The sequence below is a fragment of the Caulobacter sp. FV1ye6ST genome (assembly GCF_058681225.1).
Genome location: NZ_CM178733.1, coordinates 1,127,737 through 1,154,311, shown reverse-complemented (window position 1 = coordinate 1,154,311; position 26,575 = coordinate 1,127,737). Strand labels below are relative to the sequence as shown.

Annotated in this window: 26 protein-coding genes and 1 pseudogene; 5 read left to right on the top strand and 22 right to left on the bottom strand. The window is 68.2% G+C overall.

Going from position 1 to position 26,575, the window contains the following annotated elements:
* Positions 1-30: 30 nt before the first annotated feature.
* From ACW175_RS05690 to murC, 8 genes and pseudogenes are all read right to left on the bottom strand, one after another.
* Positions 31-97 (bottom strand): annotated as a pseudogene (locus tag ACW175_RS05690) (hypothetical protein).
* A 273-nt stretch (positions 98-370) separates the two neighbouring features.
* Positions 371-1,696: a cell division protein FtsA gene (gene ftsA, locus ACW175_RS05685; RefSeq protein ID WP_492103650.1), complete on the bottom strand. Its 1,326-nt coding sequence runs from the start codon at positions 1,694-1,696 to the stop codon at positions 371-373.
* Positions 1,697-1,724: 28 nt separating this feature from the next.
* Entirely contained in the window at positions 1,725-2,633 is a 909-nt protein-coding gene (gene ftsQ, locus ACW175_RS05680; RefSeq protein ID WP_492103649.1) for a cell division protein FtsQ, read from the bottom strand.
* The gene (locus tag ACW175_RS05675; protein WP_492103648.1) at positions 2,602-3,570 is read right to left on the bottom strand and encodes a D-alanine--D-alanine ligase; all 969 of its coding nucleotides are present in this window, start codon (positions 3,568-3,570) and stop codon (positions 2,602-2,604) included. The genes ftsQ and ACW175_RS05675 overlap by 32 nt, the downstream gene beginning before the upstream one ends.
* Positions 3,571-3,735: 165 nt before the next feature.
* Positions 3,736-5,184 carry a M28 family peptidase gene (locus tag ACW175_RS05670; protein WP_492103647.1) on the bottom strand — a complete coding sequence of 483 codons (1,449 nt, stop codon included), beginning with the start codon at positions 5,182-5,184 and terminating at the stop codon, positions 3,736-3,738.
* Between the two features lie 92 nt (positions 5,185-5,276).
* A complete protein-coding gene (gene murB, locus ACW175_RS05665; protein WP_492103646.1) occupies positions 5,277-6,179 on the bottom strand; it encodes a UDP-N-acetylmuramate dehydrogenase in 903 nt (300 codons plus the stop codon).
* Between the two features lie 9 nt (positions 6,180-6,188).
* Positions 6,189-6,464: a hypothetical protein gene (locus ACW175_RS05660; RefSeq protein ID WP_492103645.1), complete on the bottom strand. Its 276-nt coding sequence runs from the start codon at positions 6,462-6,464 to the stop codon at positions 6,189-6,191.
* Complete coding sequence (murC, locus tag ACW175_RS05655; protein ID WP_492103644.1) at positions 6,461-7,879, bottom strand: UDP-N-acetylmuramate--L-alanine ligase; 1,419 nt, start codon at positions 7,877-7,879, stop codon at positions 6,461-6,463. The genes ACW175_RS05660 and murC overlap by 4 nt, the downstream gene beginning before the upstream one ends.
* Here murC and ACW175_RS05650 point away from each other — a divergent pair.
* Entirely contained in the window at positions 7,878-8,387 is a 510-nt protein-coding gene (locus tag ACW175_RS05650) for a hypothetical protein (RefSeq protein ID WP_492103643.1), read from the top strand. The genes murC and ACW175_RS05650 overlap by 2 nt on opposite strands.
* Here the strand turns inward: ACW175_RS05650 and murG are convergent.
* The 3 genes from murG to ACW175_RS05635 form a co-directional block, all read right to left on the bottom strand.
* Entirely contained in the window at positions 8,384-9,469 is a 1,086-nt protein-coding gene (gene murG, locus ACW175_RS05645) for an undecaprenyldiphospho-muramoylpentapeptide beta-N-acetylglucosaminyltransferase (RefSeq protein ID WP_492103642.1), read from the bottom strand. The genes ACW175_RS05650 and murG overlap by 4 nt on opposite strands.
* 1 nt (position 9,470) lies before the next feature.
* The gene (gene ftsW / locus ACW175_RS05640) at positions 9,471-10,643 is read right to left on the bottom strand and encodes a putative lipid II flippase FtsW (protein ID WP_492103641.1); all 1,173 of its coding nucleotides are present in this window, start codon (positions 10,641-10,643) and stop codon (positions 9,471-9,473) included.
* A gap of 93 nt (positions 10,644-10,736) precedes the next feature.
* On the bottom strand, positions 10,737-10,967 hold the full coding sequence (locus ACW175_RS05635; protein ID WP_492103640.1) for a hypothetical protein: 231 nt from the start codon (positions 10,965-10,967) through the stop codon (positions 10,737-10,739).
* A 304-nt stretch (positions 10,968-11,271) separates the two neighbouring features.
* Here ACW175_RS05635 and ACW175_RS05630 point away from each other — a divergent pair, with 304 nt between their 5' ends.
* The 3 genes from ACW175_RS05630 to ACW175_RS05620 all read left to right on the top strand — a co-directional run bounded on the left by ACW175_RS05630 (position 11,272) and on the right by ACW175_RS05620 (position 12,063).
* Positions 11,272-11,481 carry a cold-shock protein gene (locus tag ACW175_RS05630; RefSeq protein ID WP_099576231.1) on the top strand — a complete coding sequence of 70 codons (210 nt, stop codon included), beginning with the start codon at positions 11,272-11,274 and terminating at the stop codon, positions 11,479-11,481.
* Positions 11,482-11,573: 92 nt separating this feature from the next.
* Entirely contained in the window at positions 11,574-11,930 is a 357-nt protein-coding gene (locus ACW175_RS05625) for a DUF6481 family protein (protein WP_492103639.1), read from the top strand.
* Between the two features lie 4 nt (positions 11,931-11,934).
* Complete coding sequence (locus ACW175_RS05620) at positions 11,935-12,063, top strand: hypothetical protein (protein WP_255408335.1); 129 nt, start codon at positions 11,935-11,937, stop codon at positions 12,061-12,063.
* On the opposite strand, the gene ACW175_RS05615 is transcribed toward ACW175_RS05620, so the two are convergent.
* Complete coding sequence (locus tag ACW175_RS05615; protein ID WP_492103638.1) at positions 12,060-12,491, bottom strand: thioredoxin domain-containing protein; 432 nt, start codon at positions 12,489-12,491, stop codon at positions 12,060-12,062. The genes ACW175_RS05620 and ACW175_RS05615 overlap by 4 nt on opposite strands.
* 189 nt (positions 12,492-12,680) lie before the next feature.
* Between ACW175_RS05615 and ACW175_RS05610 the strand changes: the two genes are divergently transcribed.
* A complete protein-coding gene (locus ACW175_RS05610) occupies positions 12,681-13,697 on the top strand; it encodes a sensor histidine kinase (RefSeq protein WP_492103637.1) in 1,017 nt (338 codons plus the stop codon).
* A 13-nt stretch (positions 13,698-13,710) separates the two neighbouring features.
* Here the strand turns inward: ACW175_RS05610 and ACW175_RS05605 are convergent, their stop codons facing one another.
* The 10 genes from ACW175_RS05605 to ACW175_RS05560 all read right to left on the bottom strand — a co-directional run bounded on the left by ACW175_RS05605 (position 13,711) and on the right by ACW175_RS05560 (position 26,353).
* A complete protein-coding gene (locus ACW175_RS05605; protein ID WP_492103636.1) occupies positions 13,711-15,750 on the bottom strand; it encodes a hybrid sensor histidine kinase/response regulator in 2,040 nt (679 codons plus the stop codon).
* A complete protein-coding gene (locus ACW175_RS05600) occupies positions 15,743-17,254 on the bottom strand; it encodes an ATPase domain-containing protein (protein ID WP_492103635.1) in 1,512 nt (503 codons plus the stop codon). Before ACW175_RS05600 ends, ACW175_RS05605 begins: the two co-directional genes overlap by 8 nt.
* A 128-nt stretch (positions 17,255-17,382) precedes the next feature.
* Positions 17,383-18,798 carry a UDP-N-acetylmuramoyl-L-alanine--D-glutamate ligase gene (gene murD / locus ACW175_RS05595; protein WP_492103634.1) on the bottom strand — a complete coding sequence of 472 codons (1,416 nt, stop codon included), beginning with the start codon at positions 18,796-18,798 and terminating at the stop codon, positions 17,383-17,385.
* 11 nt (positions 18,799-18,809) lie between these two features.
* Positions 18,810-19,922 (bottom strand): phospho-N-acetylmuramoyl-pentapeptide-transferase, encoded by a 1,113-nt coding sequence (gene mraY, locus ACW175_RS05590; RefSeq protein WP_125159455.1) that lies wholly within the window; start codon positions 19,920-19,922, stop codon positions 18,810-18,812.
* The gene (locus ACW175_RS05585) at positions 19,922-21,310 is read right to left on the bottom strand and encodes a UDP-N-acetylmuramoyl-tripeptide--D-alanyl-D-alanine ligase (protein WP_492103633.1); all 1,389 of its coding nucleotides are present in this window, start codon (positions 21,308-21,310) and stop codon (positions 19,922-19,924) included. Before ACW175_RS05585 ends, mraY begins: the two co-directional genes overlap by 1 nt.
* A complete protein-coding gene (locus tag ACW175_RS05580; protein WP_492103632.1) occupies positions 21,303-22,763 on the bottom strand; it encodes a UDP-N-acetylmuramoyl-L-alanyl-D-glutamate--2,6-diaminopimelate ligase in 1,461 nt (486 codons plus the stop codon). Before ACW175_RS05580 ends, ACW175_RS05585 begins: the two co-directional genes overlap by 8 nt.
* Positions 22,760-24,520 (bottom strand): peptidoglycan D,D-transpeptidase FtsI family protein, encoded by a 1,761-nt coding sequence (locus ACW175_RS05575; RefSeq protein WP_492103631.1) that lies wholly within the window; start codon positions 24,518-24,520, stop codon positions 22,760-22,762. Before ACW175_RS05575 ends, ACW175_RS05580 begins: the two co-directional genes overlap by 4 nt.
* Positions 24,517-24,957 carry a cell division protein FtsL gene (gene ftsL, locus ACW175_RS05570; protein ID WP_492103630.1) on the bottom strand — a complete coding sequence of 147 codons (441 nt, stop codon included), beginning with the start codon at positions 24,955-24,957 and terminating at the stop codon, positions 24,517-24,519. Before ftsL ends, ACW175_RS05575 begins: the two co-directional genes overlap by 4 nt.
* Positions 24,954-25,889 carry a 16S rRNA (cytosine(1402)-N(4))-methyltransferase RsmH gene (rsmH, locus tag ACW175_RS05565; protein ID WP_492103629.1) on the bottom strand — a complete coding sequence of 312 codons (936 nt, stop codon included), beginning with the start codon at positions 25,887-25,889 and terminating at the stop codon, positions 24,954-24,956. The genes ftsL and rsmH overlap by 4 nt, the downstream gene beginning before the upstream one ends.
* Positions 25,886-26,353, bottom strand: a complete 468-nt coding sequence (locus ACW175_RS05560) for a division/cell wall cluster transcriptional repressor MraZ (RefSeq protein ID WP_492103628.1) — start codon at positions 26,351-26,353, stop codon at positions 25,886-25,888. Before ACW175_RS05560 ends, rsmH begins: the two co-directional genes overlap by 4 nt.
* Between the last annotated feature and the right edge of the window lie 222 nt (positions 26,354-26,575).

Below are 26,575 nucleotides of genomic sequence, written 5' to 3'. Positions count from 1 at the left end.
CCTCGCGTCCTTAACGCCGAAATCGTCGAACTAGACCTCGGCGACACCCGATCGCCCAGGATTGCCTCGACGATCGTGTTAACAGAACAACCACCATCGTTAATCGGCAGTTAACTGCATAATCTGAGTCGTGATCTGGTCGAGCGCGACCGTGGGATAAATTGTGGTCTATCAACAGAATCTCTTGGCGAACCAAGGGTTCCGCTGGGGATCCACAGGCGCGTGCGACCGAACGACGCTGAACGCCAATTCTGGAGACTATAGGCTGACTCGGGCAGCAAAAGGCCCGGTCGATACGATCGACCGGGCCCAAGGTGTTAAACTGTAGAGTTACTCACGCTTTAACTTCGAGCGCTGAAACAGCGGCGCTTTAGAGGTTGTCCCTCAGCCAGGCGGCGGCCTTGGCCATCGGGCTGGCGTTCGGATCCAGCGGACGCTTGCGCGACACATTGCCGGCCAGCGCCTTGCTCGACACCGCTTCGCGCGGGCCGAAGGCGGTGCGGTGCAAGGTGCCGGCGGCGGCGCAGAAGGCGGGACCCGAGGCGGCGTCGGCTAGGTGCGGCACCCGGCGCGGACGGCCCAGGCGGACCGGGCGATCGAACACGCGCACGGCGACTTCGCGGACGCCGGCCAGCTGGCTGGCGCCGCCCGTCAGGACGATGCCCGCGCCCGGCTCGACCGGCGCGCCCGAGGCCTTCAGGCGCTCGCGCAGCAGTTCCAGGGTCTCTTCGACGCGCGGCTGGATGATGCCCTTGAGCAGAGAACGCGGCGCGATCACCGGACCGGCGCCCGGATCGTCGCCGCGCGGCGGCGCCTCGATCATCTCGCGGTCCTCGTTGGCCGAGGCGATCGCCGAACCGTGTAGGGTCTTGATGCGCTCGGCGCCGACCACCGAGGTCTGCAGGCCGCGCGCGATGTCCTGGGTGACATGCGCGCCACCGACGGCCAGACTGTCGACGTGGCAGAGCGCGCCGTTGTTGAACACGGCGACCGAGGTCGAGCCGCCGCCCATGTCGATGCAGACCGCGCCCAGGTCCATCTCGTCCTCTTCCAGGGCCGCCAGGGCCGAGGCGAACGGCGCGGCGACCACGCCCTCGAAGGACAGGTGAGCGCGTTCAACGCAGTGGGCCAGCGTGTGGAAGATGTTCTCGTTGACCGAGACCACGAGCAACTCGAGACCCAGCGAGCGGCCGAACATGGCGCGCGGATCACGGATGCCGCGCTGGCCGTCGACCGACCAGGCGATGGGCAGCAGGTGGATCGGCTTGCGGCCCGGGATGCGGACCTGGGCCAGGGCCGCGGAAATGGCGCGCGATAGGTCGCCGTCGCCGATCGGACGGGCGCCCAGCGACACCTGGGTGTGGACGCGATTGGACGCCAGCTGGCCACCGGCCGTGCAGACCGACACGCCCTGGACGTTGACGCCAGCCACGGTCTCGGCGCGTTCGACGGCCTGGGCGATAGCCTGGGCGGCCTCGTCCAGATTGACGATCGCACCGCCGCGCACGCCGCGCGACTGGACGTAGCCGACACCGGCGGTCGTCAGGGTGCGGTTGTCGCGGTGGATCCCGTCGGCCTTCATGATGAAGCACGTGACCTTGGACGCGCCCAGGTCGACGGCCGCGATGGCGGGCTGGCGCACGAGCGTGGCCTTCAGGCCCTCGCGAGCTTGCTTCCGTTCCTCCAATCGCGACATCGCTATCGTCACCTCAGTCCATCACTCGTTACGCCCCGCCGGCCACGGGCTGCCCTGGCAGCGCCGCGTCGCGAGGTCTCACAGCCACCATTTCGGGGTCGCGCAGATCGATCCGCGCAAAACCCATGTCGAGGATTCGCTGTCGTTGGTCGAGCTGATCCAATTGAATCAGCGCGGATTCTTCGTCAATGGCCGGCAGCTGGATCAGCGAACCGTCCTTCAGTCTCAAGTCCCAGCGGCGATCGTCGACGCGCACCAGCGCTTCGAGACGATCTCGCAGGCGCGGCCGCGAGGCCACGGCCGGCAGGATCAGGCCGGCCGCCTGGTCGGCGCCCTGCCCTACCACCAGAGGCAAGCCGGGGAAGCGGGCCGGATCGGCCTCGCTGATCACCCGGCCTTCGCCATCGATCACCTTCATGCGGCCCTGGTTCTGCCAGACGGCGAGAGCCGGCCGCTCTTCCACCGCGATCAGCACGGTGTCGGGCAACATGCGTACGACCTTGGCGTCCTTGACCCAGCCGACACCCTGCACCCGCGTGCGGACATCGTTCAGGTCCATGCCCAGCGTCGGCTGGTTCAGGTAGAGGCCCGAGGCCGCCAGAATATCGCCTTGCGCGGTCGCCGAAGCGCCGCGGATGTGAACCGTCTTCAGCTTGAAGCCCGCCGAGGCGAAGCTGTTGTCGACGCCTTGAACCATGGACACGCCGATGCGCTCGGCCCGATGGCCGGTCGCCAGCATGATTACAAGACCGAGACCCAAGGCCGCGCCCGCTACGCTCAGGGCCACCGTGGGCGACAAACCCACGCCCTTGGCGGCGTGCAACTTCGCGGCCGGCTGCGCCCCCCGGGGCGCCGGCTTGCCTTTGCTCGGACTTGCGGGCGCTTCGGCCCGGGGTCGCCTAGGCTTAGGCGGTCCCCCCCGCACTACAGCGGGCATAAGCGTCCTCCACGATCCATAGAACTAACTGGTCAAACGGGATCCCGACGTGGGCGGCCTGCTCGGGAGCGAGCGAGGTCGGCGTCATGCCGGGCTGCGTGTTGACCTCTAGAAGGACCAGAAGGTCGTTAATGTCGTCATAACGGAAGTCCGACCGAGTCACCCCTTGGCAACCAAGAGCGGTATGGGCCAGCTCGGCCATTCGCATGGCGCGATCCCTTACGCCATCAGGGATTGGGGCCGGTAGAACGTGGATTGAACCGCCCTCGGAGTACTTGGCTTCGTAGTCGTAGAAACCTGTGGATGCACGGATATCCGTGACCGCCAGCGCCCTGGGACCTTTTGACTCGCCCAGCACCGCGACGGCCAATTCCAACCCTCGGATGTACGGTTCGACCATCACTTCCTCGCCAAAACTCCAGGTAGGGGCGGAAAGTTCTACCGGGGGCCGGTTCGCGCCCTCGAACACCAGGAAGACGCCGACCGAGGATCCCTCGGCATTGGGCTTCACGACATAGGGGGGCTGCAACACATGGTCGCGCGCGACATCGTGTCGGTTGTAGAGGCCGCCGCCTGGAACGATCACGCCGGCGGCCGCCAGCACGGCCTTGGCCTTGGCCTTGTCCATGGCCAGCGCGGAGGCCAGCACGCCCGAGTGGGTGTAGGGCAGCTTCAGGGTTTCCAGCACGCCCTGCACGCAGCCGTCCTCACCCCATTCGCCGTGCAGGGCGTTGAACACCATGTCGGGCTTGGTGGCGGTCAGCACCTGGGCGACGTCGGCGCCGGGGTCGATCCGCGAGACCTTGGCCCCCAGCCGCTCCAGCGCGTCGGCGCACTCGCGGCCCGACACCAGGCTGACCTGCCGTTCCGACGAAGGGCCGCCGAGCAGGACGGCGATATGGCGGCCGGCCAAGGGGGCGGAATGCGGTTGGGTCATGAGGGCGCTCTATGAGCCCTCCCCCTTGATGGGGGAGGGTTGGGTGGGGGTGCCGCGCCACATCGGACGCCTTGGAAGCCCTTCCTAGAGAGGCGGAAAGGCCCTGCCAACACCCCCATCCCTACCCTTCCCCCATCGAGGGGGAAGGGAGAGCTAAGGTCGTGCTTACTTCGCGGCCGGCGCCGCCGCCTTCAGGGCGCGGAAGTCCACGTCCGTCTCGGCCACCAGGTAGATGAAGCTGACCCAGGCGGCGACGTTCTGCGCCAGCTCGTTCGGACGCACCTTGTTGAGGGTGTCGTCCATCGTGTGGTGGTAGTCGAAGTAACGGTTGGCGTCCTGGCGCATCTCGACGGACGGAACGCCGACGGACTCGAGGCCCGAGATGTCGGCGCCGCCGCCGCGCGCGGGTTCACGCGCAACAATGATTTTCAGCGGCATCAGAACGTTGGCGACCGTGGTCGCGAACGGCGTGCCTTGAGCGCCGGCTGGCAGCTTCAGCGAGAAGATGTTGTCCGCGCCCTCGTCGCTCTCGCCGGCCAGGACGATCTTGCCGACCTCGGCCTTGTGAGCCTCCAGATAGGCCTCCGACGAACCACCACTCTCTTCGGAGCCCCACATCACGACGCGGATGGTGCGCTTGGGATGCTTGGGCAGGTCGCCGATCAGCTTGCCGACCGCCGTGGTGATGCCGATGCCCGTGGCGTCGTCCAGGGCGCCGGTGCCGACATCCCAGCTGTCCAGGTGGCCGCCGATGACGATGACTTCGTCCGGCTTCTCGGAACCCTTGATCTCGCCCGAGATGTTCCAGGCGACGTCGTTCGGGTCTGTGGTCGAGGCCAGTTTCAGCTTGATGCGCAGCGGGCCCTTCTTGGCCAGGCGCTCCAGCTGCTCGGCCTCCGGCACGCCCAGGGCGGCCGACGGCACGGTCGAGACGCCGTCGCCGAAGGCGGTGACGCCGGTGTGCGGCACGGTCGAGTCCGAGGTCGAGATCGAACGGATCAGCACGGCCACCGCGCCGCGCTTCGCGGCTTCGGTCGGGCCGGCTCGGCGCGATATGCCGGCCACGCCATAGCCCGAGGCGTCCTGCGTGCGGACCATCGGCTGGGTGATGACGACGATCTTGCCCTTCACGGCGCTTTCCGGCGCGGCCATCAGCTCGGCGAAGGTGCGGAACAAGGCGACGTCGGCCTCGATGCCCTCGGGCGGGGTCGGAACCGTACGGCCCAGGCCGACGATCGACAGCTTCATCGGATACGGGCCGACCAGCTCGGCGCTCTCTTCGCCCCGCGTCCATGACGGCTTGGCGAACTGCTCGACCTTCACGTCGGTGAAGCCCAGAGCCTTCAGCTTGGCGACGCCCCAGTCCTTGGCGCGCTCCATGGCCGGCGAGCCGACGAGGCGCGGGCCGATGGTGGTGGTCAGGTCCTCGGTGACCTCCCAGGCGGTGCGGTCCAGCAGCGCCTTGTCGCGCAGGGCCTCGGCCGTGGCGACGGGATCGGCGGGCTTCGGCGCGACGGCCGAGGCCTTGGCCGACTTGGACGATTCAGCGTGGGCGGCGCCCGAAAGCAGGGCGAGCGCCGCGGTGGCGGCCAGTAAGCGACGGTACATGAGCAAGGATTCTCCCCAATGGCGCGGGAGTCATAGCACCGCTCCACGCCCGGGGGAGTCAGCATTGCGCTGAACTGTCATACAGCCGATGGGCGCCGCTAGGACGGGCGTCCGATCCGCTTGATCTCCCAGTCCAGCTGCACGCCGGTTTTTTGCTTGACGTCGGCCCGGACGGCCTCGCCCAAGCCTTCCAGGTCGGCGGCGGTCGCCTCGCCGGTATTGATCAGGAAGTTGCTGTGCAGGGGCGAAAACATCGCGCCGCCGAACAGCTTGCCCCGCCAGCCGGCTTCATCGACCAGCTTCCAAGAGGAATGGCCCGGCGGGTTCTTGAAGGTCGAGCCGCCGGTCTTCTCGCGGATCGGCTGGGTGGCCTCGCGGCGGCTGGTGATCTCGGCCATGCGGGCCTTGATCACCTCGGGCTCGTCGGCGGTCCCTTCATAGAGAGCGTCCAGCACGATCAAATCAGCGCCCATCAGGTCGCTGTGGCGGTAGGTATAGCCGAAGCCCTCGCCCGAGATTTCCGACACCTCGCCCCTGCGGTTCATGACCCGCGCGGACTTGATGACGTTGACCGTCTCCGAGCCGTAGCAGCCGGCGTTCATGATAACCGCGCCGCCGATCGTGCCGGGGATGCCGGCATAGAACTCCAGCCCGGCTATGCCGGCTTCCGCCGCCTTGCGGGCCAGGATGGCGTCCGGCACGGCCGAGCCGGCCTTGATGCGATTGTCGCCCAGCGGCTCGACGCCATTGAAGCCCCTCCCCAGACGGATGATCACGCCCTCGACGCCGCCATCGCGGACCAGGAGGTTCGAGCCCACGCCGATGGCCAATACCGGTACGGCCGGATCCAACGTCTTCAGGAAATCGGAGAGGTCCTGCTCGTCGGCCGGCAGGAAGACCACGTCGGCCGGACCGCCCACGCGGAACCAGGTGAACGGCGCCAGGGGCTCGTTGAGCAGCAGCTTGCCGCGGACGGCGGGGAGATTGGTTTTCCAGCTCATACAGGGGCTCTAGCGCGTCCTGGACCGTTTCTCAAAGTGCTCGACCGTCCACCAGGCTACGACCAACAGGATGCCGACGACGATCAGGGCGATGTGCGCCCCGTGCTCGAAGGGCGTGACATAGGTGACGCCGCCGGGCTGTTTCAGCGCCACGACGAATGAGCGGTCGGGCGCCTTGGGTCGCTGGGTCGTCAGCAGCCTGGTGAACCACCAGCTTCCGGCCAGGTAAGCGATCACCGCGGCGACGATCGCGGCCTTGGTCGCGATCCAGCGGTTGATGTTCACTTCGCCAAGGCTTCCAGCTGCCCCGGCAGGGCGTAGGACCAACTGGTGATGTCGCCCGCGCCCAGCAGCACGACGAGGTCGCCGCTGGCCGCCTCGGCCGCGATCAGGGCCGGGAGGGCCGCCGGGCTCTCCAGCGGCAAGGCGCGGCGGTGGCCGAACTTCTTCAGGCCTTCGACAAGGTGGTCGCGGTCGACGCCCTCGATCGGCTGCTCGCCGGCGGTGTAGACGTCGGCGACGATCACCGTGTCGGCGTCGTTGAAGCAACTGCTGAACTCGGTCATCAGGTCGCGCAGGCGGGTGTAGCGGTGCGGCTGGACCACGGCGATGACCTTGCCGGTCGAGACCGCGCGAGCCGCCTTCAGCACGGCGGCGATCTCCACGGGATGGTGGCCGTAGTCGTCGACGACCCGAATGCCGTTAGCCACCCCGGTGGTGGTGAAGCGACGCTTGACCCCCCCGAAGCCGGCCAGACCCTTGCGGATCGACTCGGCGTCGACGCTGAGCTCGCGGGCGACGGCCACGGCCGCGGTGGCGTTCAGCACATTGTGGTGGCCGGCCATCGGCATCTTCAGGCCGTCATAGCGAACGACCTCGCCGTCGCGCGTCGAGACGATGATGTCGAAGGTCGCGCCCTCCGGGCCCATCTCGATGTTGGAGACCCTCACCTCGGCCTGCGGATTGGTGCCGTAGGTGACCAGACGGCGGTTTTCGATCCGCGAGGTCAGGGCCTGGACTTCCGGGTGGTCGGTGCAGACCGCCGCGAAACCATAGAACGGAATGTTTTCGATGAAGTCCTGGAAGCCCTTCTTCACCGCGTCGAAGTCGCCCCAGTGGTCCAGGTGCTCGGCGTCGATGTTGGTGACGATGGCCACCGTGGACTTGAGCTTAAGGAACGAGCCGTCGCTCTCGTCGGCCTCGACGACGATCCAGTCGCCCTCGCCGACCTTGGCGTTGGTGCCGTAGGCGTTGATGATGCCGCCGTTGACCACGGTCGGGTCCAGGGCGCCGGCGTCCAGCAGGGCCGCGACCATCGAGGTCGTGGTGGTCTTGCCGTGGGTGCCGCCGACGGCGACCGAGAATTGCAGGCGCATCAGCTCGGCCAGCATCTCGGCGCGGCGGACCAACGGCAGGCGCTTGTCGCGGCCGGCGACCATTTCCGGGTTATCGGCCTTCACGGCCGTGGAATAGACGATGGCCGAGGCGCCTTCGACGTGGGCGGCGTCATGGCCGATGAAGATGCGCGCGCCCAGCTTTTCCAGCCGCTCGGTGTTGGCGCTGGCCTTGGCGTCGCTGCCCTGAACGGTGTAGCCGATACGCAGCATGATCTCGGCGATGCCGGACATGCCAATGCCGCCGATGCCGATGAAGTGCACGGGGCCGAGTTCGAAGGGGACGGGGCGTCGACGCTGGATCATGAAAAGCCGATTAGACCAATTCCGCGCGGCGCGAAACGCCCTCCTGGCCCTCATGGTGTGGACAGCGCCCGCTCTGGCCCAGGCGCCCTCCCCCGCCCCGCTTGAGCTGCGGCTGGCCGATGTCGGCCGTTTCGCCAGCTTCGTGGACATGACCAGCCGCCAGCCTGAAGGCTCAGCCGTACACGTCCGGGTGCTGCAGGTGGCCGAGGCCGACTTCCAAGTGGCCGGCGAGGCCTATTGGGGCGGCTGGCGCCACGAGGTCATCGATTGCCCGGACCGCACCCTGTCCCACGCCGGCTTTTCCAGCCTGCGCGCCACTGGTCGCGAGGGTCCGGTCATGGGCGACCGCCGCCCGGCTGGGGTCCCCGCCAGCGGTGGAACCGACGAGGCGGTGCTCAAGGTCGTCTGCTTCGGCTGGAAGCCCTTCGCGAAGGTTCCGGTGTCGAGCAGCGTCGAGCAGGCCGTGAAGCTTGCGCGCCCGCTGATCGAGAGCGGCGCGGAGCCTTAGCGCGCCGTCCGCTCCACCAGGTCCGCCAGTTCCTCCGCCGCGTTCGGCTTGGCCACCGACCGCGCGCCCGCCGCCATCTTGGCCAGGCGTTCGGGGTTCTTGAGCAGGGCGTTGAGCGCCCCGGCCATGGCGTCGACGGTCAGCTCGTCCTCGAGACAGACGGCCGCGCCGCCCGCCTCTTCCAGGAGCCGCGCGTTGAAGCGCTGGTGGTCATCGGCCGCGATCTTCAGCGGCACCAGGATCGACGGCCGGCCGGCGACGGCCAGCTCGGTGCAGGTCGAGGCGCCCGAGCGGCCGACGACCAGGTGAGCCTGGCGCAGATAGCCCGCCATGTCGCGGAAGAACGGCGCGACCTCGCAGTCGACCATGGCGTTACGATAGATCTTGCGGGCGCTTTCCATGCTCTCGGCGCGGGCCTGCTGGAAGACCTTGAGCCGGCCCCGGATGTCCTCGGGCAGCTTGGCCACCGCCTCGGGGATCAGTTCGGACAGCAGGCGCGCGCCCTGGCTGCCGCCCGTCACCAGGATCCGCAGCTGCACTTCCGGCGCGATATAGGGCACGTCGTAGAGCGCACGCACCGGCGGGCGCACGGGATTGCCGACGACGTGGGCGCGGGCCTTCACGGCGGGCTTGGCCATCTGCAGCGTCGGAAAGGCGCAGGCGACCTCGTCGACGCGCGGGGCTAGGAAACGGTTCACGCGGCCCAGGACCGCGTTCTGCTCGTGGATCACCGTCGGGCGTTTCTGGCTCAGCGCGCCCAGCAAGGCCGGCAGGGCAGGATAGCCGCCGAAGCCGACGACCACGGCTGGGTCCAGGCGTTTGAAGGCCGCGCGAGCCTCCAGTACGCCCTGCATGACCGTGAAGCCGGCCCGGATCATGCCCAGCGGATCGTTGGACTTGGCCGTGGCGGCCGACAGGGCCAGCCGCTCCTCGGCCGGGAACTTGTCGGCATACAGCGCGCCGCGATCGTCCGTGGCCAGCACGATACGCCAGCCGCGCGCGGACAGGGCTTCAGCCAGCGCCTGGGCGGGGAACATGTGGCCGCCGGTTCCTCCGGCGGCGACGACAGCCAGCTTGCTCATCTCAGGCGAAAGCGCCGTCGTGGCCGAACTCGCCACTCGCCCCATAGGCGCCGGGGCGCTTGCGCACCAAGGCCAGGGCCATGCCCAAAGTCAAACCCATCGCGAGCATCGAGGAGCCCCCGTAACTGATGAACGGAAGCGTCATGCCCTTGGTCGGGATCATGTTCAAGTTCACGGCGATATTGATGATGGCCTGTTGCCCCACCAGCACGAACAAACCGGCGGCCGCGACCTGCTCGAACGGGTCGTTCAGCTTCATGGCCTTGTACAGCCCGCGCACCACCAGGAAGGCGAAGATCGCGATCAGGGCCCACGAGAAGATCAGGCCGTATTCCTCGGCCGCCACCGAATAGATGAAGTCGGTGTGCAGGTCGGGGACGTGGCGCTTCATGACGCCCTCGCCCGGACCTCTACCGAAGAAGCCGCCCGCGCGAATGGCCTCGGCGGCGCGGGTGATCTGGTGAGTGTCGGCCTGGTCGGGGCTGAGAAATTTCTGCACCCGGGCGTGCACGTGGTCGAACAGGAAGTAGGTCGAGGCCAGGCCCGCCAGCGCCACCGCGCCCAGGCCCATGATCCACGAGATCGGCACGCCGGCCATCCAGAAGGCCGCCCCGAACGCGACGGTGATCAGCACGGTCTGGCCGACGTCCGGCTGGATCAGCAACAGAGCCACGGCGATGAAATAGAGCAGGAAGGCGATCGAGACGCCCGGCACCCCCTCGCCCTTCTGGCCCTCGGCGAACATCCACGAGACCAGCACGATCAGGGCCGGTTTCATGAACTCGGAGGGTTGCAGGGTGAAACCGCCGAACTGCAGCCAGCGCGTCGCGCCCTTGGCGTTGTGGCCGATGAACGGCAGGGCGATCATGATCGCGATCGCCCCGATATAGATGAAGAAGGCCGTGCGCCGGATGCCCTTGGGCGACAGCATCGACACGATCAGCATCAGCACCGACGAGGCGCTGGCGAAGAAGCACATGCGGATCGCGAAATGGAACTGGTCGTCAATGCCGATCCGCTGCGCCGCGGCGGGGCTGGACGCGAACGACAGCAACATGCCCAGCGTGGCCAGCAGGGCCGTCGCGCCCAGCAACCATCTGTCGGTCGTCCACCACCAGATCCCGAGCGCGGTGCGGTCGGTGCGGGCGAAGGCGTGTGTCGCGTTGGAGGCCATGGCCGGAGAGTCGGACCACGGGGTTAATCAAATCTTGCCGCACCGCTCTACGTCGGTGGACATGCGTCGAAAAGCGCGAGCAAGCCGCCGCGATCAGCGCAATTCGAAGTAGGCCACATCGCCGCCCTCGGTATGGGCGACCACGGCGATATTGATCGCCTCGCCGTCATCCAGCGTCAGCCGGCACTCGCCGGCCCGAAAGGCCTGCCGCAGGACGTCAGGGTCACCCGTGACGCTGCCCTTGCCGCTCTTGCGTCCGGCGGGACCGCTGGCCAGGAGCAGGGAGAAGGCCACGGCGCTGTCCTGGCGGGCGACCGTCAGCACGCCGTCTCCGGTGCGGGGAAGCTTCTGAACCTTGGCTACAGGCATCGAATACGAGACACGAAGTTGAAAAACATGCCCCATTATTACAGAACCAAATCGCCGCATGTAGAATAATATTCGAAAACTGCTTGCACATTTTCATTTGCCGGCGCATGGTATATTTCATCGAATATCGAACTGGTTCGGCCGCTCTCCACGCTTGCTCTTCGGATCGAGCCCCGAGCCTCTCCAAATCCTCTCCGAAAATTTGATCACGTGGCTCGTATTCGGGCCGCGTGTCTCATGTCATGCAAGGAATACATCCATGGCTACCGGCACCGTGAAGTGGTTCAACTCCACCAAGGGCTTTGGCTTCATTCAACCCAACGACGGCGGCGCTGACGTGTTCGTGCACATCACGGCCGTCGAACGTTCGGGCCTCGGCTCGCTCGACGAAGGCCAGAAGATCAACTTCGAACTGGAACGCGACCAGCGCAGCGGCAAGATGTCGGCCGGCCAGCTGACCGCCGCCTAGGAATTTAGCCAGGCCCGGATGGATCATCCGGGCCTGGCGTCCGTTTACCTTCCCGCCGGTCCGCGATCTCGCGTCCGGATACGAAAGCGACCATGAACCCACTAGACATCCGCCATTCGGACCGCCTGAAGACCGCCGCTGACGCCAAGGCCGCCCTGCTGGCCAAGTTCAAGCCGCGCGTCGCCAGCATCGATCCGCTCTTCGCCGAGCGCGCGACGCTGCGCGCCCAGGAGCTGGTCGAGGTCCGCAAGGTCCGCGCCGACGCCAAAGCCGCCGTCAAGCAGGCCGCCGCCGACGCCGAAGCCGCGCGGATCGAGGCGCAAGCCGCTCTGGAGGCCGAGGCCCTGACCGCCAAGCGCGGTGAGCGCAAGGAACGCAAGGCGCTTTCCGCCGCCGACGCCAAGGCCAAGCGCGACCAGCGCTACGCCGCCCGCAAGGCCCGGAACTAGACCGGTGGCCCGCAAACCCAACTACGATTTCGAGCGCAAGGAACGCGAGCGCCAGAAGGCGGCCAAGGCCGCCGAGAAAGCCGCCGCCAAGCGTCCCGCCTCGGACGATCCGTCTCCGTCCAACGACGGTTAAACAAGAGCGCGCCGCGCCCAGTCGACGATCTGCGGCGCGGTCATGGCCCCGGCCTGACGCGCGACGATCTGGCCATCGCGGTAGAGCACCAGGGTCGGGATGCTGCTGACGTTCAGCGCCCCCGCCGCGGCCGGTTCGGCCTCGGAATCAAGCTTCAACAAACGCATCGTCGGCTCCAGCTGACGGGCGGCCGCCGCGAAGGCCGGCGCCATGCTCAGGCACGGCCCGCACCATGGCGCCCAGACATCCAACAGCAGCGCCGTTCCCTTGGTCAGGCGACGGTGACGGTCAAGGTCAGCGCCGGTCACGGCCGTGGGCGCGCCGGTGAACAGCAGGGCCTTGCAGCGACCGCACTTGGCCGACAGAGGATCGCGATCCTCCGGCAGGCGATTGCCCGCCCCGCAGGCGACACAGACGACCTGGGACATAGAAACTCCTTCAAGCCCTGGCTTTGGAAACAGTCGCGAAACCCCGCCGTTCCACCAGGACGCCAAGCAAATTCAGATGGCCTGACGCCCGGACCGGCGCAAGACGCGTGAAGGTGCGCCCTGTCGCACAGGCTTTGCTTGAATTCCCGCGCCAGCGGGTGATCATGGGCTGTGTGGCAGGGGCGTGGTGTGGCCGACGAAGGATCCGACAAGGCCGTTCTTGAGGGCGCGGGGGCTTACTTCCTCAGCGTCGTCGAGGCCAGCCAGGACTGCATCCGCGTGATCAGCGCCACCGGCCACATCGAGTACATGAACGCCCAGGGCCAGTCGCTGTTCGAGATCGACGACTTCGACGCCCGCAACCGTCAACGCTACTGGCCCGAGATGTGGCCGGCTGAAAGCCGCGAGACCGTCGAACAATCACTGCGCGCCGCCCTCGGCGGCCGCGCCGTCGCCTTCCGCGCCTTCTGCCCCACGGCGCGGGGCGCGCCGCGCTGGTGGGAGACCACCGTCTCGCCGATTCTGGAGAACGGCCGCGTGATCCGGGTGCTAGCCACCTCACGCGACGTCTCCGGCGAGCGCACGGCCGAGGCGCACCGGCAACTGCTGGTCAACGAGCTCAATCACCGGGTCAAGAACACCCTGGCCACCATCCAGTCGATCGCCAACCAGTCGCTGCGCAATGCCGGGGTCGAACCATCGGTGCGCGACGCCCTGGAAGGCCGGCTGATGGCCATCGCCGCCACCCACAACGTGCTGACTGACCAGAACTGGTCGGCGGCCAGCCTGCGCCAGATCGTCGACGGTTCGGTCGCGCCCTACAGCGCCCATCCCAGCCAGCTGACCATCACCGGCCAGGACCTGCAGGTCTCGCCCAAGCCGGCCGTGGTCATGGCCCTGGCCTTCCACGAACTGGCGATCAACGCCCTGAAGCATGGCGCCCTCTCCGCCCCCGACGGCCATGTGAACGTCCACTGGTCGATCGATCCCGACGACCAGTTGGTCATTGAATGGGCTGAACGGGGTGGGCCAACCGTGCGTCCGCCGGAGCGGCGGGGGTTCGGCACGCGCATCGTCCAGACGGCCCTGCCGAACGAGCTGGGCGGCGCGGTGGTCGTGGACTATCGCGCCGACGGCCTGCGCTGCTCGATCCGGTCACCGCTCGCGGCGCTGGACAAGGTCGATGCGTTCATGCCGCTCGCCTGAAGATCTTGGCTGCCTAACCGACCACGGCGACGCGCTCGCCCAAGGCCTTGCGCACGGCGACCGCCAGGTCGCTGACCTTGAACGGCTTTCGCAGGACCGCCTCGGAATTGACTAGCTCCCGAATGGCGCCGGCGTCCGCATAGCCGGTGATCAGCAGCATGCCGAGCTTGGGAATGACCTGACGCGCTCGCCTGGCGACCTGGGCGCCGTCCATGCCGGGCATGGCGAAGTCGACAACCATCAGGTCCGGCCGATCCTCGACCAGGCGCGCCAGCCCTTCCTGCCCGCCCGAAGCTTCGGTGACCCGGTAACCCAGGGAGCGCAGGCATTGGACCAGAAAGCGGCGAACGCTGGGGTCGTCGTCGATCACCAGGACGCGCTCGCCCTCGCTGAGCGGGGTCTCGTTCGGCGGAATGTCGCTAGGCCGGACGCGATCGCCGGCCTCGGTGACGGGTAGCCAAATCTCGATCGTCGTCCCGACCCCGACGGTGCTGTCGATCCGCACCGTGCCGCCCGACTGGGTGGCGATGCCATAGACCTGGCTGAGGCCAAGCCCGGTCCCCTTGCCCACGCTCTTGGTCGTGAAGAAGGGATCAAAGACCTTTTGCAACAGCGCCTCGGGGATGCCGTGGCCGGTGTCGCCGACCGCGATCACGACGTGGCCGACAGGCTGCAGGCCCTCGTGCCACTCGTCGGAGATCCGGCTGGAGATGGTCACCGTTCCGCCCTCGCCCATGGCGTCGCGGGCGTTGATGGCCAGGTTCAGCACCGCGAGCTCCAGCTGGTTGGCGTCGGCCTTGGCCCGCGCCGGACCGGCGGCCAGCGCCATGCGGACCTCGACCGTGTGCCCCAGGGTCCGGGTCAGCAGGTCGTCCATGCCGGCGATCAGCGCGTCCACCTCCACGGGCTGCAAGTCCAGTTGCTGGCTGCGCGAGAAGGCCAGGAGCTGCGCGGTCAGCTTGGTGGCGCGCTCGACGCCCTCGCGGGCGTTGGCGGCCATGCGCTTGACCCGCTCGTCGTCGCTGCGCCGCTCAATCATGTCGATATTGCCGACGATGGCGGTGAGCAGGTTGTTGAAGTCGTGGGCGATACCGCCGGTCAGCTGGCCGATGGCGTCCATCTTCTGCGCCTGGACCAGGGCGGCCTGGGCCTGCTCGCGCTCGCTGATCTCGGCCAGCAGGCGCTCGTTGGCGCGCCGCAGCTCGCCGATGCTGTCGGCGATGCGCTGTTCGAGCGTTTCGTTGAGCAGGCGAAGCTCCGACTCGGCGGTCTTGCGGGCGGTGATGTCGAGGCTGATCCCCGACATCCGTCGCGGCTCGCCGGGCCGCGTCCGATTGAGCCGCCCCCGCACCTGCACCCAGTGCAGCGAGCCGTCCGGCCAAAGGATCCGGTACTCGACGTCGTAGTCCTCGGCGCGTTCGATCGAGGCGGCCAGCGCGGTGGCGCGCAGCGCCTCGTCCTCGGGATGGACGGCCGCCTCGATGGCGGCCAGCGTCAGCGGCTGCTCGGCCCCGAAGCCGAAGTGCGCGCGTGTCGCCGCCGAGGTGGTCAGGGCCCCGTTGTCGAGATCCAGGTCCCAGGCGCCGAGCTTGCCGGCCTCCAAGGCGAAGCGCAGCTGCTCCTCGGCCTTGGTCTGGGCGTGCAGATGGTCACGGGCCAGGTACTGGCGATGACGGGCGCGGATCGCCGAATGGGCCGCGCTGACCAGGGTCTCGGCGTTGATCGGCCGCTCCAGCAGCACGATGTTGCCGATGCCTCTGAGGCGTTCAGCGTCGGCCTGGGCCCGCTTGCCGGGCTGTTTGGTGACCAGCACGATGAACGGAAAGTCCGACCAACTGGGCTGATGGGCCAGCCAGTCCGTCAGGGCGTTCGTGGCGCCCTGGGCCAGCGCTTCTTCCGTGAGGATCGCCGCGCCGGCCTCGTCGCCCAGCGCCTGGGTCAGCGCCTCAAGGTCGGCGCAGATCCGCGGGGCATGACCGACATGGACCAGGGTCTCGGCGATGACCGCCGCGTCGCGCCCTCGCGGCGCCAGGATGAGGATGGGCTTAGGCATCCGCCGGCCGACTTTTCTCCCCGCCCAGCATGACGATATTGCCCTGGTACGACGGCAGGCCGGACATCACGCCCTGGAAGTCGGTCAGCGCCTCGCCGACCTCGATGCCGTTTTCCGTCAGACGGATTTCGCGAATGGTCTTCTCGTGCTCTGCCGTGCGGCTCTTGACCGCCGAAACCGCCGTCAGCACCGAACCGGCGGCCTCGAAGAACCGGAACAGCAGAATGCCGTCGCTGAGATAGCTGAGATCGATGTCGCTGCGGACCTCGCCGATGAACCCGTGCTGGCCCAGGATCAGCAGGGTCACCACGCCCTGCTGGTTGAGATAGGTCAGCAGCTCGTGCATCTGCAGCAGCAGGAACTTCTGCCCCGGCATGGCCTGCAGGTAGGCGTTGAGACTGTCGATGACGACCGTGCGCGCACCCAGACGCTCCACCGCGTCGCGGACAAGGAAGGCGAATTCGCCCGGCGACAGCTCGGCCGGATCGATGGCGCGGACGGCCAGTTGGCCGCTGTCGATATAGGGCTTGAGGTTCATGCCCAGCGCCTTGGAGCGCGCCAGCAAAGTCGTCAGGCCCTCGTCGAACAGGTAGTAGGCCACCGTCTCGCCGCGCTCGAGGGCGGTCAGGGCGCAGCGCACCGACGTGGTGGTCTTGCCGACACCCGAAGGGCCGCTGATCAAGGTGTTGGTGCCGCGCGTCAGCCCGCCGCCCATGAGCGCGTCCAGGCCCGGCGCGCCCGTGGACACCCTCTCCTGAACGAAGGTGGCCGGATGGTCGGCCGCCACCAGGCGCTCGAAGACCCGGATGCCGCCGGTGTCGAGCGAGAAATCGTGGAAGCCGCCGCGGAACTTGATGCCCCGCATCTTGACGACCTCCAGCTGGCGGCGCTGCGCGCCATATTCCTGGGTCATCCGTCGCAGGCTGATCACCCCGTGGGCGATGCTGTGCAGCTGCAGGTCGCCATCCTCGGCGGTCTGGTCGTCCAGCAGCAGCACCGTGCACCGGCGGGTGGCGAAGAAGTGCTTCAGCGCCAGGATCTGGCGGCGGTGGCGCAGCGGATTCTGGGCCAGCAGCCGCATCTCCGACAGGCTGTCGAAGACCACGCGGAGAGGCTTGGTCTGCTCGACCTGCTTCATCACGCCGCGCGTGGTCTCGCCCAGCTCTACATCGGACGGGTGCAGCACCGACTGCTCGCTGTCTGGGTCCAGGCCCTCTTCGCTGACCAGCTCGAAAAGGTCGATGCCGTCCAGCGACCAGCCGTGGCTGGCGGCGGCCGCCTTGAGTTCGTGCTCGGTTTCCGAAAGCGTGATGTAGAGCCCGCTCTCCCCCAGCTCACGCCCCTTCAGCAGGAACTGCAGGGCGAGGGTAGTCTTGCCCGAACCGGGCGTGCCCTCGACCAGGTAGATGCGGTCGCGCGTCAGGCCGCCGCCCAGGATATCGTCAAGCCCGGGCACCCCTGTGCTGGCGCGGGCGCCTTCCTTCTCGACCCTGACTTCAGACATGCTCGCTCCGTAGACGACGCGCCGGCCCCCTCAGCGGCGCACGACGGTTGAACGCCGAAGCCACGGCTAAGTTCAGCGGGCCGCGCCCGATACGCGGACGGCGGCGGAGTCTTTGGGTGATACGGTCCTCAGGCCACGGCCGACTTGCCGCCGCCGACCGTCAGTCCGTTGACCGCGGCGCGGAAGGCTTCGCCCCGGGCCTCGAAGTCGCTGAACTGGTCGAACGAGGCGCAGGCGGGCGAGAGCAGGACGACGGCGTCCTCGCCGCTGGCGGCGGCGTCCGCATAGGCCTGCTGAACCGCCTTTTCCAGCGTGCCGCTCATCTTCACGTCGGCCTTGCCCGCGAGGGTCACGGCGAAGACGTTGGCCGCCTCGCCGATCAGGTAGGCCTTGGCGATGCGCGGGAAGAGGTCCTTCAGGTCGTCGATGCCGCCGGCCTTGGCGACGCCGCCGGCGATCCAGTAGAACTTGGGATAGCTGGACATCGCCTGGCGGGCGGCGTCGGCGTTGGTGGCCTTGCTGTCATTGACGAAGCGGACCCTGCCGATCTTGCCGACGGTCTCCATCCGGTGCGCAAGACCCGGGAAGGTCATCAGGCCCTCCACCGCGTCATGGGCGGGGATGCCGATGGCGCGGGCGGCGGCGTAGGCGGCCGCGGCGTTCTGCCAGTTGTGGCGGCCTGGCAGGCTGCGGGCGCGCAGCAGGTCGGCCATCTCGACCACGCGCTCGCCGGTGGCGTCGTAGAGCACGCCCTGCAGCGCATAGACACCCCGGCCCATCGCCTTGCCGGCGCTGATCGGCCAGATGGTCCGGCGGTTGGCGGCGGTGATCTCGGTGCAGATCTGCTGGCACCAGGGATCGTCGACGCCGATGATCGCGGTGTCGCCCTTGCCCTGGTTCAGGAAAATCCGGCGCTTGGCGGCGATGTAGCCGTCCATGCCGCCGTGGCGGTCGAGGTGGTCGGGCGAGATGTTCAGCAGCACCACCGCGTCGGGCTTCAGGCTCGAGGTCAGGTCCAGCTGGTAGGACGACAGCTCGAGCACGTAGACCGCGCCGCCGTGCATGTCTTCCAGGCCAAGAACCCCCAGGCCGATATTGCCGCCGACTCGTGTGTCGCGGCCGGCCGAGGCGCAGAGGTGGCCGATCAGGGCGGTGGTGGTCGATTTGCCGTTGGTGCCGGTGATGGCGATGATCTTCGGGCGTTTGTGGACCGGCGCGGCGTTGACCGTGCGGGCGAACAGCTCGACATCGCCCAGAATCTCGACGCCGGCGGCCTTGGCCTTGCCGACGGTCCAGTGCGGCTTGGGATGGGTCAGCGGCACGCCCGGCGACAGCATCAGGGCGGCGAACTGGCTCCAGTCGGCGGCCTGCAGGTCGACGACGGGGAAACCCTCGGCGGCCGCGGCTTCGCGGCTCTCCTGTTTTTCGTCCCAGAGGGCGACCTTCGCCCCACCCGCGATCAAGGCGCGCGCGGCCGTCAGTCCGGTTCGGCCCAGGCCGAACACCGCGACGGTCTTGTCCTCGAATCCGCGGACGGGGATCATACTCGGGCTCCCTAACGCAGCTTCAGCGTGGCGAGGCCGACGAAGGACAGCATCATCGCCACGATCCAGAACCGGATCACGACGGTGGATTCAGCCCAGCCCAGCTTCTCGAAATGGTGGTGGATCGGCGCCATCAGGAAGACGCGCTTGCCGGTCTTCTTGAAGTAGGCGACCTGGATCATGACGCTCAGCGCCTCGGCCACGAACAGGCCGCCGACGATGCCCAGGACCAGTTCGTGCTTGGCGCACACGGCGATCGCGCCCAGCGCGCCGCCCAGGGCCAGCGAGCCGGTGTCGCCCATGAAGATCTTGGCCGGCGGGGCGTTGTACCAGAGGAAGCCCATGCCCCCGCCGATGATCGCGCCGCACAGCACCGCCAGCTCGCCGACGCCCGGCGCGAAGTGCAGGTTCAGATAGTCCGCGAACTTGTAGTTGCCGACCAGGTAGGCGATCAGGCCGAAGGTCGAGGCGGCGAACATCACCGGCACGATGGCCAGGCCGTCCAGGCCGTCGGTCAGGTTCACCGCGTTGGAAAAGCCGGCGATCGTGACCGCCGCGAACACCACGTAGAACCAGCCCAGATTGATCACCAGCGCCTTGAAGATCGGGAAGACCACGCTGGTTTCCATCCCCGGCGTCATCGGCGACTTGGGCGCCCACAGGATCAGGATCACGGCGGCGACGATGGCCACCGCGAACTGGGCGACCAGCTTCTGGACGCTGGAGAGGCCGGCCGTGGTCTGCTTGGTGACCTTGGCGTAGTCGTCCATGAAGCCGAGCAGGCCGTAGCTGCCGGTGATCAGCAGTACGACCCAGACGTGGATGTTGCGCAGGTCGGCCCACAGCAGGGCGCCGACGAACAGGCCGGCCAGGATCATGAAGCCGCCCATGGTGGGCGTACCGGCCTTCTCGGTGACGTGACGGGCGATGCCGTCGGTGCGGATCGGTTGGCCCTTGCCCTGCTTGGCCTTCATCCAGCGGATGAAGCGCGAGCCCATGGCCACGGCGACGATATAGGCGGTCAGCATCGCCATGCCGGACCGGAAGGTCAGGTATTTCAACAGGTTCAGCGCCGGGACATGCTCTTGCGAGCGCGCCAGCCATTCGTACAGGAAGTACAGCATCAGCCCTGTTCCCCAAGGTCGAGCGCGGCCAGGGCCCGGGCGAGAACCCCGGCCTTAGAGCCGTTCGACCCCTTCACCATCACCACGTCGCCAGGCCGGATCGCCCCCGCCAGCTGCGCCGTTAACTTTTCAGTAACTTCCGCGTAGCCGCCTCGCCGAGTCGGCGGAAGCGCCTCCCACAGCGATTTCATGTGGACGCCTGCGACAAAAACGACGTCAACGTTTGCATGGTCGATCGGGCCTGCAAGCTCGGCGTGAAACTGGTCGCTGCCCTCGCCCAATTCGAGCATGTCGGTCAGCGCCACGACCCGGCGACCGGCGACCTTGCGCGCGCCCAGGGTCTTCAGCGCGGCCTGCATCGAGACCGGATTGGCGTTGTAGCTCTCGTCCACCAGCGTGAAGACCCCGCCGTCGATGCGGACGGTCTTCTCCGCGCCACGCCCTTCGATCGGGGCGAAGGCCGCCAGGGCGGCCAGGGCCGTCTCGCGCGGCACGTCCAGGGCCTCCAGCATCAAAAGGACGCACAGGCTGTTGGGACCCCAGTGGACGCCGGTCTGGCGGATCGGGAAGCTCAGGGCCTCGCCCCGCAGATCGATCGAGACCGTCGCGCCCTCGCCTTCGACCGCGAACCCGGTCAGGCGCGCGGTCGCGCCTTCGACCTCGCCGAAGCTCCAGACGGTCGCGCCGGCCTTCTCGGCCTCGGCCTTGAGGACGTCGAACCACTTGTTGTCGGCGTTCAGCACGGCGATGCCGCCCGGCTGCAAGCCGGCGAAGATCTCGGCCTTGGCGCGGGCCACGCCCTGCTCGCCGTCGGGGAAGTTCTCCAGGTGGACCGGACCCACCGTGGTGATCGCCACCGCCTGCGGCTGGACGAAGCCCGACAGCGGCGTGATCTCGCCCTCGTGGTTCATGCCGATCTCGAACACCGCGCGCTCGGTGTCGCGCGGCATCCGGGCCAGGGTCAGCGGCACGCCGATGTGGTTGTTGTAGCTCTTCACCGAGGCGTGGGCCTTGCCCGCCAGGCGCAAGCCGGCCTCGACCGCGCGGGTGACGCTGGTCTTGCCGACCGAGCCCGTCACCGCGCCGCGCTTGCACTGCGGCGCGCGCTCGCGGGCGACGACGCCCAGCTGTTCCAGCGCCTTGAAGGTGTCCTCGACCATCACCGCCGGGGCGTCGACCGCCTTGGCGGCGAGCACGCCGGTCGCGCCGTTGGCGACGGCTTGCGGGACGAAGTCATGACCGTCGCGCGCGCCGACCAGCGGCACGAACAGGTCACCCGCCTCGACGGTGCGGGTGTCGATCGAGACGCCGGTCACGGCGAAGTCGTCGGCGACCTTGCCGCCGACGGCTTTGGCGATCTCGTCAGCGGTCCAAAGTGCTTCAGGCATCGACGCCCTCCAGCGCTTCAAGCGCTTCGGCCACGTCGTCGAACGGGTGGACGACGCCGGCGACGATCTGGCCCTGCTCGTGGCCCTTGCCGGCGATGACCAGCACGTCGCCCTCGCCCATCAGGTCCACGGCCGCGCGGATCGCGGCGCGACGGTCGCCGATTTCGCGGGCGCCCGGCGCGGCCTCCAGGATGGCGGCGCGGATCGACGCCGGGTCTTCCGAGCGCGGATTGTCGTCGGTGACGATGGCGATGTCGGCCAGCTTGGCGCCGATCGCGCCCATCAGCGGACGCTTGCCGCGATCGCGGTCGCCGCCCGCCCCGAACACGGCGATCAGCTTGCCGCGCGTGTGCGGGCGCAAGGCCTCCAGCACCGTCCGCAGGCCGTCCGGCGTGTGGGCGTAGTCGACATAGGCCTCGCCGCCCTTGGGGCCGCGACCGACGCGTTGCAGGCGCCCCGCGGCGCCTTCCAGGCTCTCCAGCGCCTTGAGCACCTTGCCGGTGTCCTCGCCCGCGGCGACGCACAGGCCGGCGGCGACCAGCACGTTAGAGGCCTGGAAGGCGCCGGCCAGCGGCAGCTTGATCTGGTGGATGACGTCCTCGGCCTCGATGACCAGGTCCTGGCCGGCGGGGGTCGGGGTGCGCGAGATCAGGCGGAGACCCTGGCCGTCCTCGCCCACCGAGAACACGCTTTGGCCCGAAGTGATCGCGGCGGCGGCGAAGTTCGGGTACGCCTCGCTGTCGGCGTTCAGCACCGCCATGGCCCCGCCGGGGGTCAGCGTGTCGAACAGGCGCAGCTTGGCCGCGCGATAGGCCTCCATCGAGCCGTGATAGTCGAGGTGGTCCTGGGTGAAGTTCGTGAAGCCGGCGGCGCGCAGATTGACGCCGTCGACGCGGCGCTGGTCGACACCGTGCGAGCTGGCCTCCAGGGCCAGGTGGGTGACGCCCATCTCGGCCAGGCGCGCGACCATCTCGGCCACGTCGCCGGCGTCCGGCGTGGTCAGGCCCGGGGGGGTCAGTTGCTGATCCGGTTGGCCCGCTTGGCTCACCACGACGCCCAGGGTGCCCATGCTGGCGGCCTTGTGGCCCAGCTTGGCGAAGATCTGGCGGCAGAAGCCGGCGACCGAGGTCTTGCCGTTGGTGCCGGTGACGGCCACGCACATGGCCGGCTGCTTGGCCCAGAAGGCCGACGAGGCCAGGGCGTAGGCGCGGCGGGCGTCTTCCGAACGCACAACCGGAACGCCCAGGCCCTCCAGCCCGCCTTCGGGGGCCAGGATCGCCGCGGCGCCCTTGGACACCGCGCCGGGCGCGAAGTCGCGGCCATCCACCTTCGTACCTGGCAGTGCGGCGAACAGCCAGCCGGCCGTGACCTTGCGGCTGTCGGCGGTGACGCCGGCGATCACCGGATCGTTCTCGAAAGGGCGGTTGAACAGTTGCGACAGGTGTCTGGTCATAGCCCTGCGTCCGGTGTGGCGTTCTTCGGGCCGGCGATGGTCACCAGCTCGGTCTTGCGTTGCACGCCCAGGAACGGCGCGATGCGTTCGATCACCTTGCCGGCCGGCGGCGCGCCGACCCAGCCGCCGGTCGAGAAGCCAAACGACTTGGCCGTGCCGTGCGGCTCGTCCATCAGGATCAGGACGAAGTAGCGGTCGGCCTCCACCGGGCCGTCGGTCGGGAACACCGCCGCGAACGACGAGACCTGGCGCTGGTGATTGTAGCCGCGGATCGAGGGGTCGTACTTCTCGCCGGTGCCGGTCTTGCCGCCGACCGACAGACCAGGAACGTCGGCTTTACCGCCGCTGCCGCCCGGCAGGACGTTGGCGCGCATGATCTTCAGCATCTCGGCCGAGGTGCTTTCCTTGATCACCTGCACGCCTTCGGGACGCACACCCGTCGGCACCTTGCGAATGGTCAAGGGCCGCATCTGGCCGCCGTTCAGCAGGGCGTTCATGGCCTGGGCGAGGGCCAGCGGGCTGACGTTCATGCCGTGGCCGAACGAGGTGGAGGCGACCGCGTCCATGTCCCACTTGCGCGGGGTCAGCGGACGCGCGGACTCCATCAGCTCGACCTTGGCCGGCTTGGTCAGGCCCAAGGCCGTGAAGTACTTGGACAGGCGCTCGCCGCCGATCCGCTCGGCCAGCATGGCCGTGCCGATGTTCGACGAGTGCTTGAACACCTCGACCAGGGTCAGGATGGCCTTGGCCGCGTGGTAGTCATGGATCGTGCGGTAGCCCAGCTTGAAAGGCTCGCGCGCGTCGAAGGTCGAGGCGGGAGTGGCCACGCCGGTGTCGAGACCGATCGCCACGGTGAACGCCTTGAAGGTCGAGCCCATCTCGTAAACGGAGGCGGCCGCGCGGTTCAGGCGCTGCTCGTCGCTGGCCTCGCCGGCCTTGTTGGCGTCGTAGTCGGGCCAGCTGGCCAGACCCAGGATCTCACCGGTGTGGACGTTGGTGACGATGCCCACCGCGCCCTTCGGCGTGAACTCCGCGACGCCCTTGCGCAGTTCGTCCTCCAGGGCCGCCTGCACCCGCACGTCGATCGACAGTTGGGTTGGGCCGCCCTCCCCGCCCGCGGCCTTGCGGATCGGGTCGTCAAGGGCGCGCTCCGCGCCGGCCAGCCCCCTGCCGCCGCTGTCGACGAAGCCGACGAGGTGCGCGGCCGTCGGACCCAGCGGATACATCCGCCGCTCCTGCTCCTCGAATGAGATGCCGGGCAGGCCCAGATTGAAGATGGCGTCCTTTTCGTCCGGCGTCAGGCCGCCCAGGACGAAAGCGCGGTGATCGCCGAACACGGCCTTATCCAGGCGCTTGGCCGGAACCTGCGGCAGGGCCTTGCCGAGGGCGCGGCGCACTTCCCGGGCGTCCCAGACCTCGCGCGGGTCGACATAGAGCGCGTAGTGGGCCAGGTCGACGGCCAACAGCTTGCCATTGCGGTCGACCACATCGCCGCGCGCGCCCTCCGCGCCCTGGGCGTAGCCGTTGCCGCGCCCGGCGTCCGAGAACAGCGCCGCCCAGCCCGCGCCCACGGCGACGCCGACGAAGCAAAGGCTGAAGAAGCCCATGACCAGGAAGATGCGGATACGCGTGTCGTCTTCGGGCTTGGCCGCGGCGCGCGAACGCTCGAAGGCGTGCTCCAGCCGCCAGACGCGCTCGATCAACCACCGCCACAGGGGCGACTGGAAGCCGCCAGGACCAAGGTTCGAGAGGCTCATCGCTGAGCCCCTTCAGCTTGAGGGGGTGGCGGGAGGTCATCGGGCACGGCTTCCGGCGCATCGGCGGCCAGGGCCTCGGGCGCGACCGGCGCGGCCGAGATCGGCGCGCGCGGCAGCTCGCGACGGCGCGCGACGTCGATCAAGGCGTCCTCGGAGATCTCGTGGTCCGGCGCGATCGGCTTCAGCTGCATCATCTGCGCCAGTTGCTCGATGCGGCGCGGCTGCTCCAGGTGGGCGACCTCGGCCTCCAGCAAGCGCTTGCGCACACCCTCGTCGACGATCTCCTGTTCGATGCGGCTGATCTCCTGGCGCTCGCGCCCCGCGAAGGTCTTGGCCAGATAGACGCTGGTCACCAAGGTCAGCAGGACGCCCATGCCCGCGACCTCGACGATGCGGAAGCCCCGGATGCGGCGATCGAACAGGCCGACGCTGGTCATGCGCCGGCCTCCCACACGGGCGCCGTCGTGCGCACGGCGGCGCGCAGCTTCGATGAACGCGCGCGCGGATTGACCGCCAGCTCCGCCTCGCCCGGCGCGATCGCCTTGTTGGCGATCAGCTGGAAGCTGGCCGGCGCGCCGGTCGGCGCCTGCGGCAGATGGCGCGAGCCGCCCGGCGTGCGCCCGGCCCGCTCGGCCAGGTAGTTCTTGACGATACGGTCTTCCAGCGAGTGGAAGGTCACCACCGCCAGCCGGCCGCCCGGCTTCAGGATTCGCTCGGCGGCGGCGAGCCCCGCCTCCAGTTCGGCCAGCTCCTCGTTGACCGCGATGCGCAGCCCCTGGAAGGAGCGCGTGGCCGGGTGGACCTTGGCGCCCTTGCGACCGCCCAGGGCGCGCTCGATCACGTGCGCCAGGTCCAGGGTGCGCTCGAACGGACGCTCCTCGCGGCGCTTGACGATGAAGCTGGCGATGCGGCGCGAGGCGTGTTCCTCGCCATAGACATAGAGGATGCGGGCCAGCTCGGTATGGTCGAGCTCGTTGACGAGGTCGGCGGCGGTCGGGCCGGTGTCGCTCATCCGCATATCCAGCGGGCCATCGCGCATGAACGAGAAGCCGCGCTCGGCCTCGTCCAGTTGCATGGACGACACACCGATATCCAGCACCACGCCGTCGACCGACTGGGGCTCGAAATGCTCGCCCATCTGGGAGAAGCGGTCCTGGATCAGGCGGAAGCGGTCCGCCGGCAGGCCTTCGGTGAACTTCAGGACGGTCGGATCGCGGTCGAAGCCGACGACGGTCGCGCCGGTGGCCAGGATCGCGCGGGTATAGCCGCCAGCCCCGAAGGTGCCGTCGATGATGGTCTCGCCCGCCCCCGCGCCCAGAGCCTCGACCACTTCATTCAACAGGACGGAGATGTGCGGCGCTTCGCTCACGACGCGGCCCCGAACTTGGCGACGCGCTGCTGGGCGCGCAGGGCCGCGAGACCTTCCCTGGCCAGATCGCGCTGCGCCGCGCGATGGGCCTGGAAGGCCTCGCGGGACCAGATCTGAAAACGCTCACCCATACCGACGACGGCCACCCAATCCGTGAGGCCGCACATTTCGCACAGCTGGTCGGGGAGCGTAATGCGACCAGCTGTATCAAAGGAAAGCTTGGCCATGCCGCCCAGGACGCTGGTTTCCAGGGCCGTGCGGGTCGGATCGCCGAACGGCATCTCCTCGATCACCGCCAAGTAACGATCAAACAAGGCTTTTCCGCCAGCTTCGAGGCAATCGGCCTCGATCGAGGGGAAGCAGAAGATGCCGTCGAACATGCCGGAGACGGCCGCGCGGAATTCCTGCGGCACAACGATGCGCCGCTTGCTGTCGAGCTGTTTCTCGAACGTCGAGAGAAACACTGAAGCCAACCCCGCCCAAGCCCAAGCCGGTCGGCGAGCTATGACACCTCGCCCCGACGCGAATTGGGTTAACATGGGATGAACTGGGAAACAATGACACCAGCGGCCATTTCATCGATAATTCAAAGATGTCGCACGCCTTCTTCACTGGGCGCGATAGTTAATCCACAGAACATACACAGAACTATCGAGACCAACGCCTTGGCCCGCCCCAGTTCGTCC

Coding starts and splice junctions, on each gene's coding strand:
- murB (WP_492103646.1), bottom strand. CDS start 6,179: ATGAGCTGGAAAACCAATCTCCCCGCCGTCCGCGGCAAGCTGCTGCTC.
- murD (WP_492103634.1), bottom strand. CDS start 18,798: ATGATCCCCGTCCGCGGATTCGAGGACAAGACCGTCGCGGTGTTCGGC.
- ACW175_RS05630 (WP_099576231.1), top strand. CDS start 11,272: ATGGCTACCGGCACCGTGAAGTGGTTCAACTCCACCAAGGGCTTTGGC.
- ftsA (WP_492103650.1), bottom strand. CDS start 1,696: ATGTCGCGATTGGAGGAACGGAAGCAAGCTCGCGAGGGCCTGAAGGCC.
- ftsQ (WP_492103649.1), bottom strand. CDS start 2,633: ATGCCCGCTGTAGTGCGGGGGGGACCGCCTAAGCCTAGGCGACCCCGG.
- murC (WP_492103644.1), bottom strand. CDS start 7,879: ATGATCCAGCGTCGACGCCCCGTCCCCTTCGAACTCGGCCCCGTGCAC.
- ACW175_RS05625 (WP_492103639.1), top strand. CDS start 11,574: ATGAACCCACTAGACATCCGCCATTCGGACCGCCTGAAGACCGCCGCT.
- ACW175_RS05650 (WP_492103643.1), top strand. CDS start 7,878: ATGAAAAGCCGATTAGACCAATTCCGCGCGGCGCGAAACGCCCTCCTG.
- ACW175_RS05575 (WP_492103631.1), bottom strand. CDS start 24,520: ATGAGCCTCTCGAACCTTGGTCCTGGCGGCTTCCAGTCGCCCCTGTGG.
- mraY (WP_125159455.1), bottom strand. CDS start 19,922: ATGCTGTACTTCCTGTACGAATGGCTGGCGCGCTCGCAAGAGCATGTC.
- ACW175_RS05675 (WP_492103648.1), bottom strand. CDS start 3,570: ATGACCCAACCGCATTCCGCCCCCTTGGCCGGCCGCCATATCGCCGTC.
- ACW175_RS05585 (WP_492103633.1), bottom strand. CDS start 21,310: ATGCCTGAAGCACTTTGGACCGCTGACGAGATCGCCAAAGCCGTCGGC.
- ftsW (WP_492103641.1), bottom strand. CDS start 10,643: ATGGCCTCCAACGCGACACACGCCTTCGCCCGCACCGACCGCACCGCG.
- ACW175_RS05600 (WP_492103635.1), bottom strand. CDS start 17,254: ATGTCTGAAGTCAGGGTCGAGAAGGAAGGCGCCCGCGCCAGCACAGGG.
- ACW175_RS05615 (WP_492103638.1), bottom strand. CDS start 12,491: ATGTCCCAGGTCGTCTGTGTCGCCTGCGGGGCGGGCAATCGCCTGCCG.
- ftsL (WP_492103630.1), bottom strand. CDS start 24,957: ATGACCAGCGTCGGCCTGTTCGATCGCCGCATCCGGGGCTTCCGCATC.
- murG (WP_492103642.1), bottom strand. CDS start 9,469: ATGAGCAAGCTGGCTGTCGTCGCCGCCGGAGGAACCGGCGGCCACATG.
- ACW175_RS05580 (WP_492103632.1), bottom strand. CDS start 22,763: ATGACCAGACACCTGTCGCAACTGTTCAACCGCCCTTTCGAGAACGAT.
- ACW175_RS05605 (WP_492103636.1), bottom strand. CDS start 15,750: ATGCCTAAGCCCATCCTCATCCTGGCGCCGCGAGGGCGCGACGCGGCG.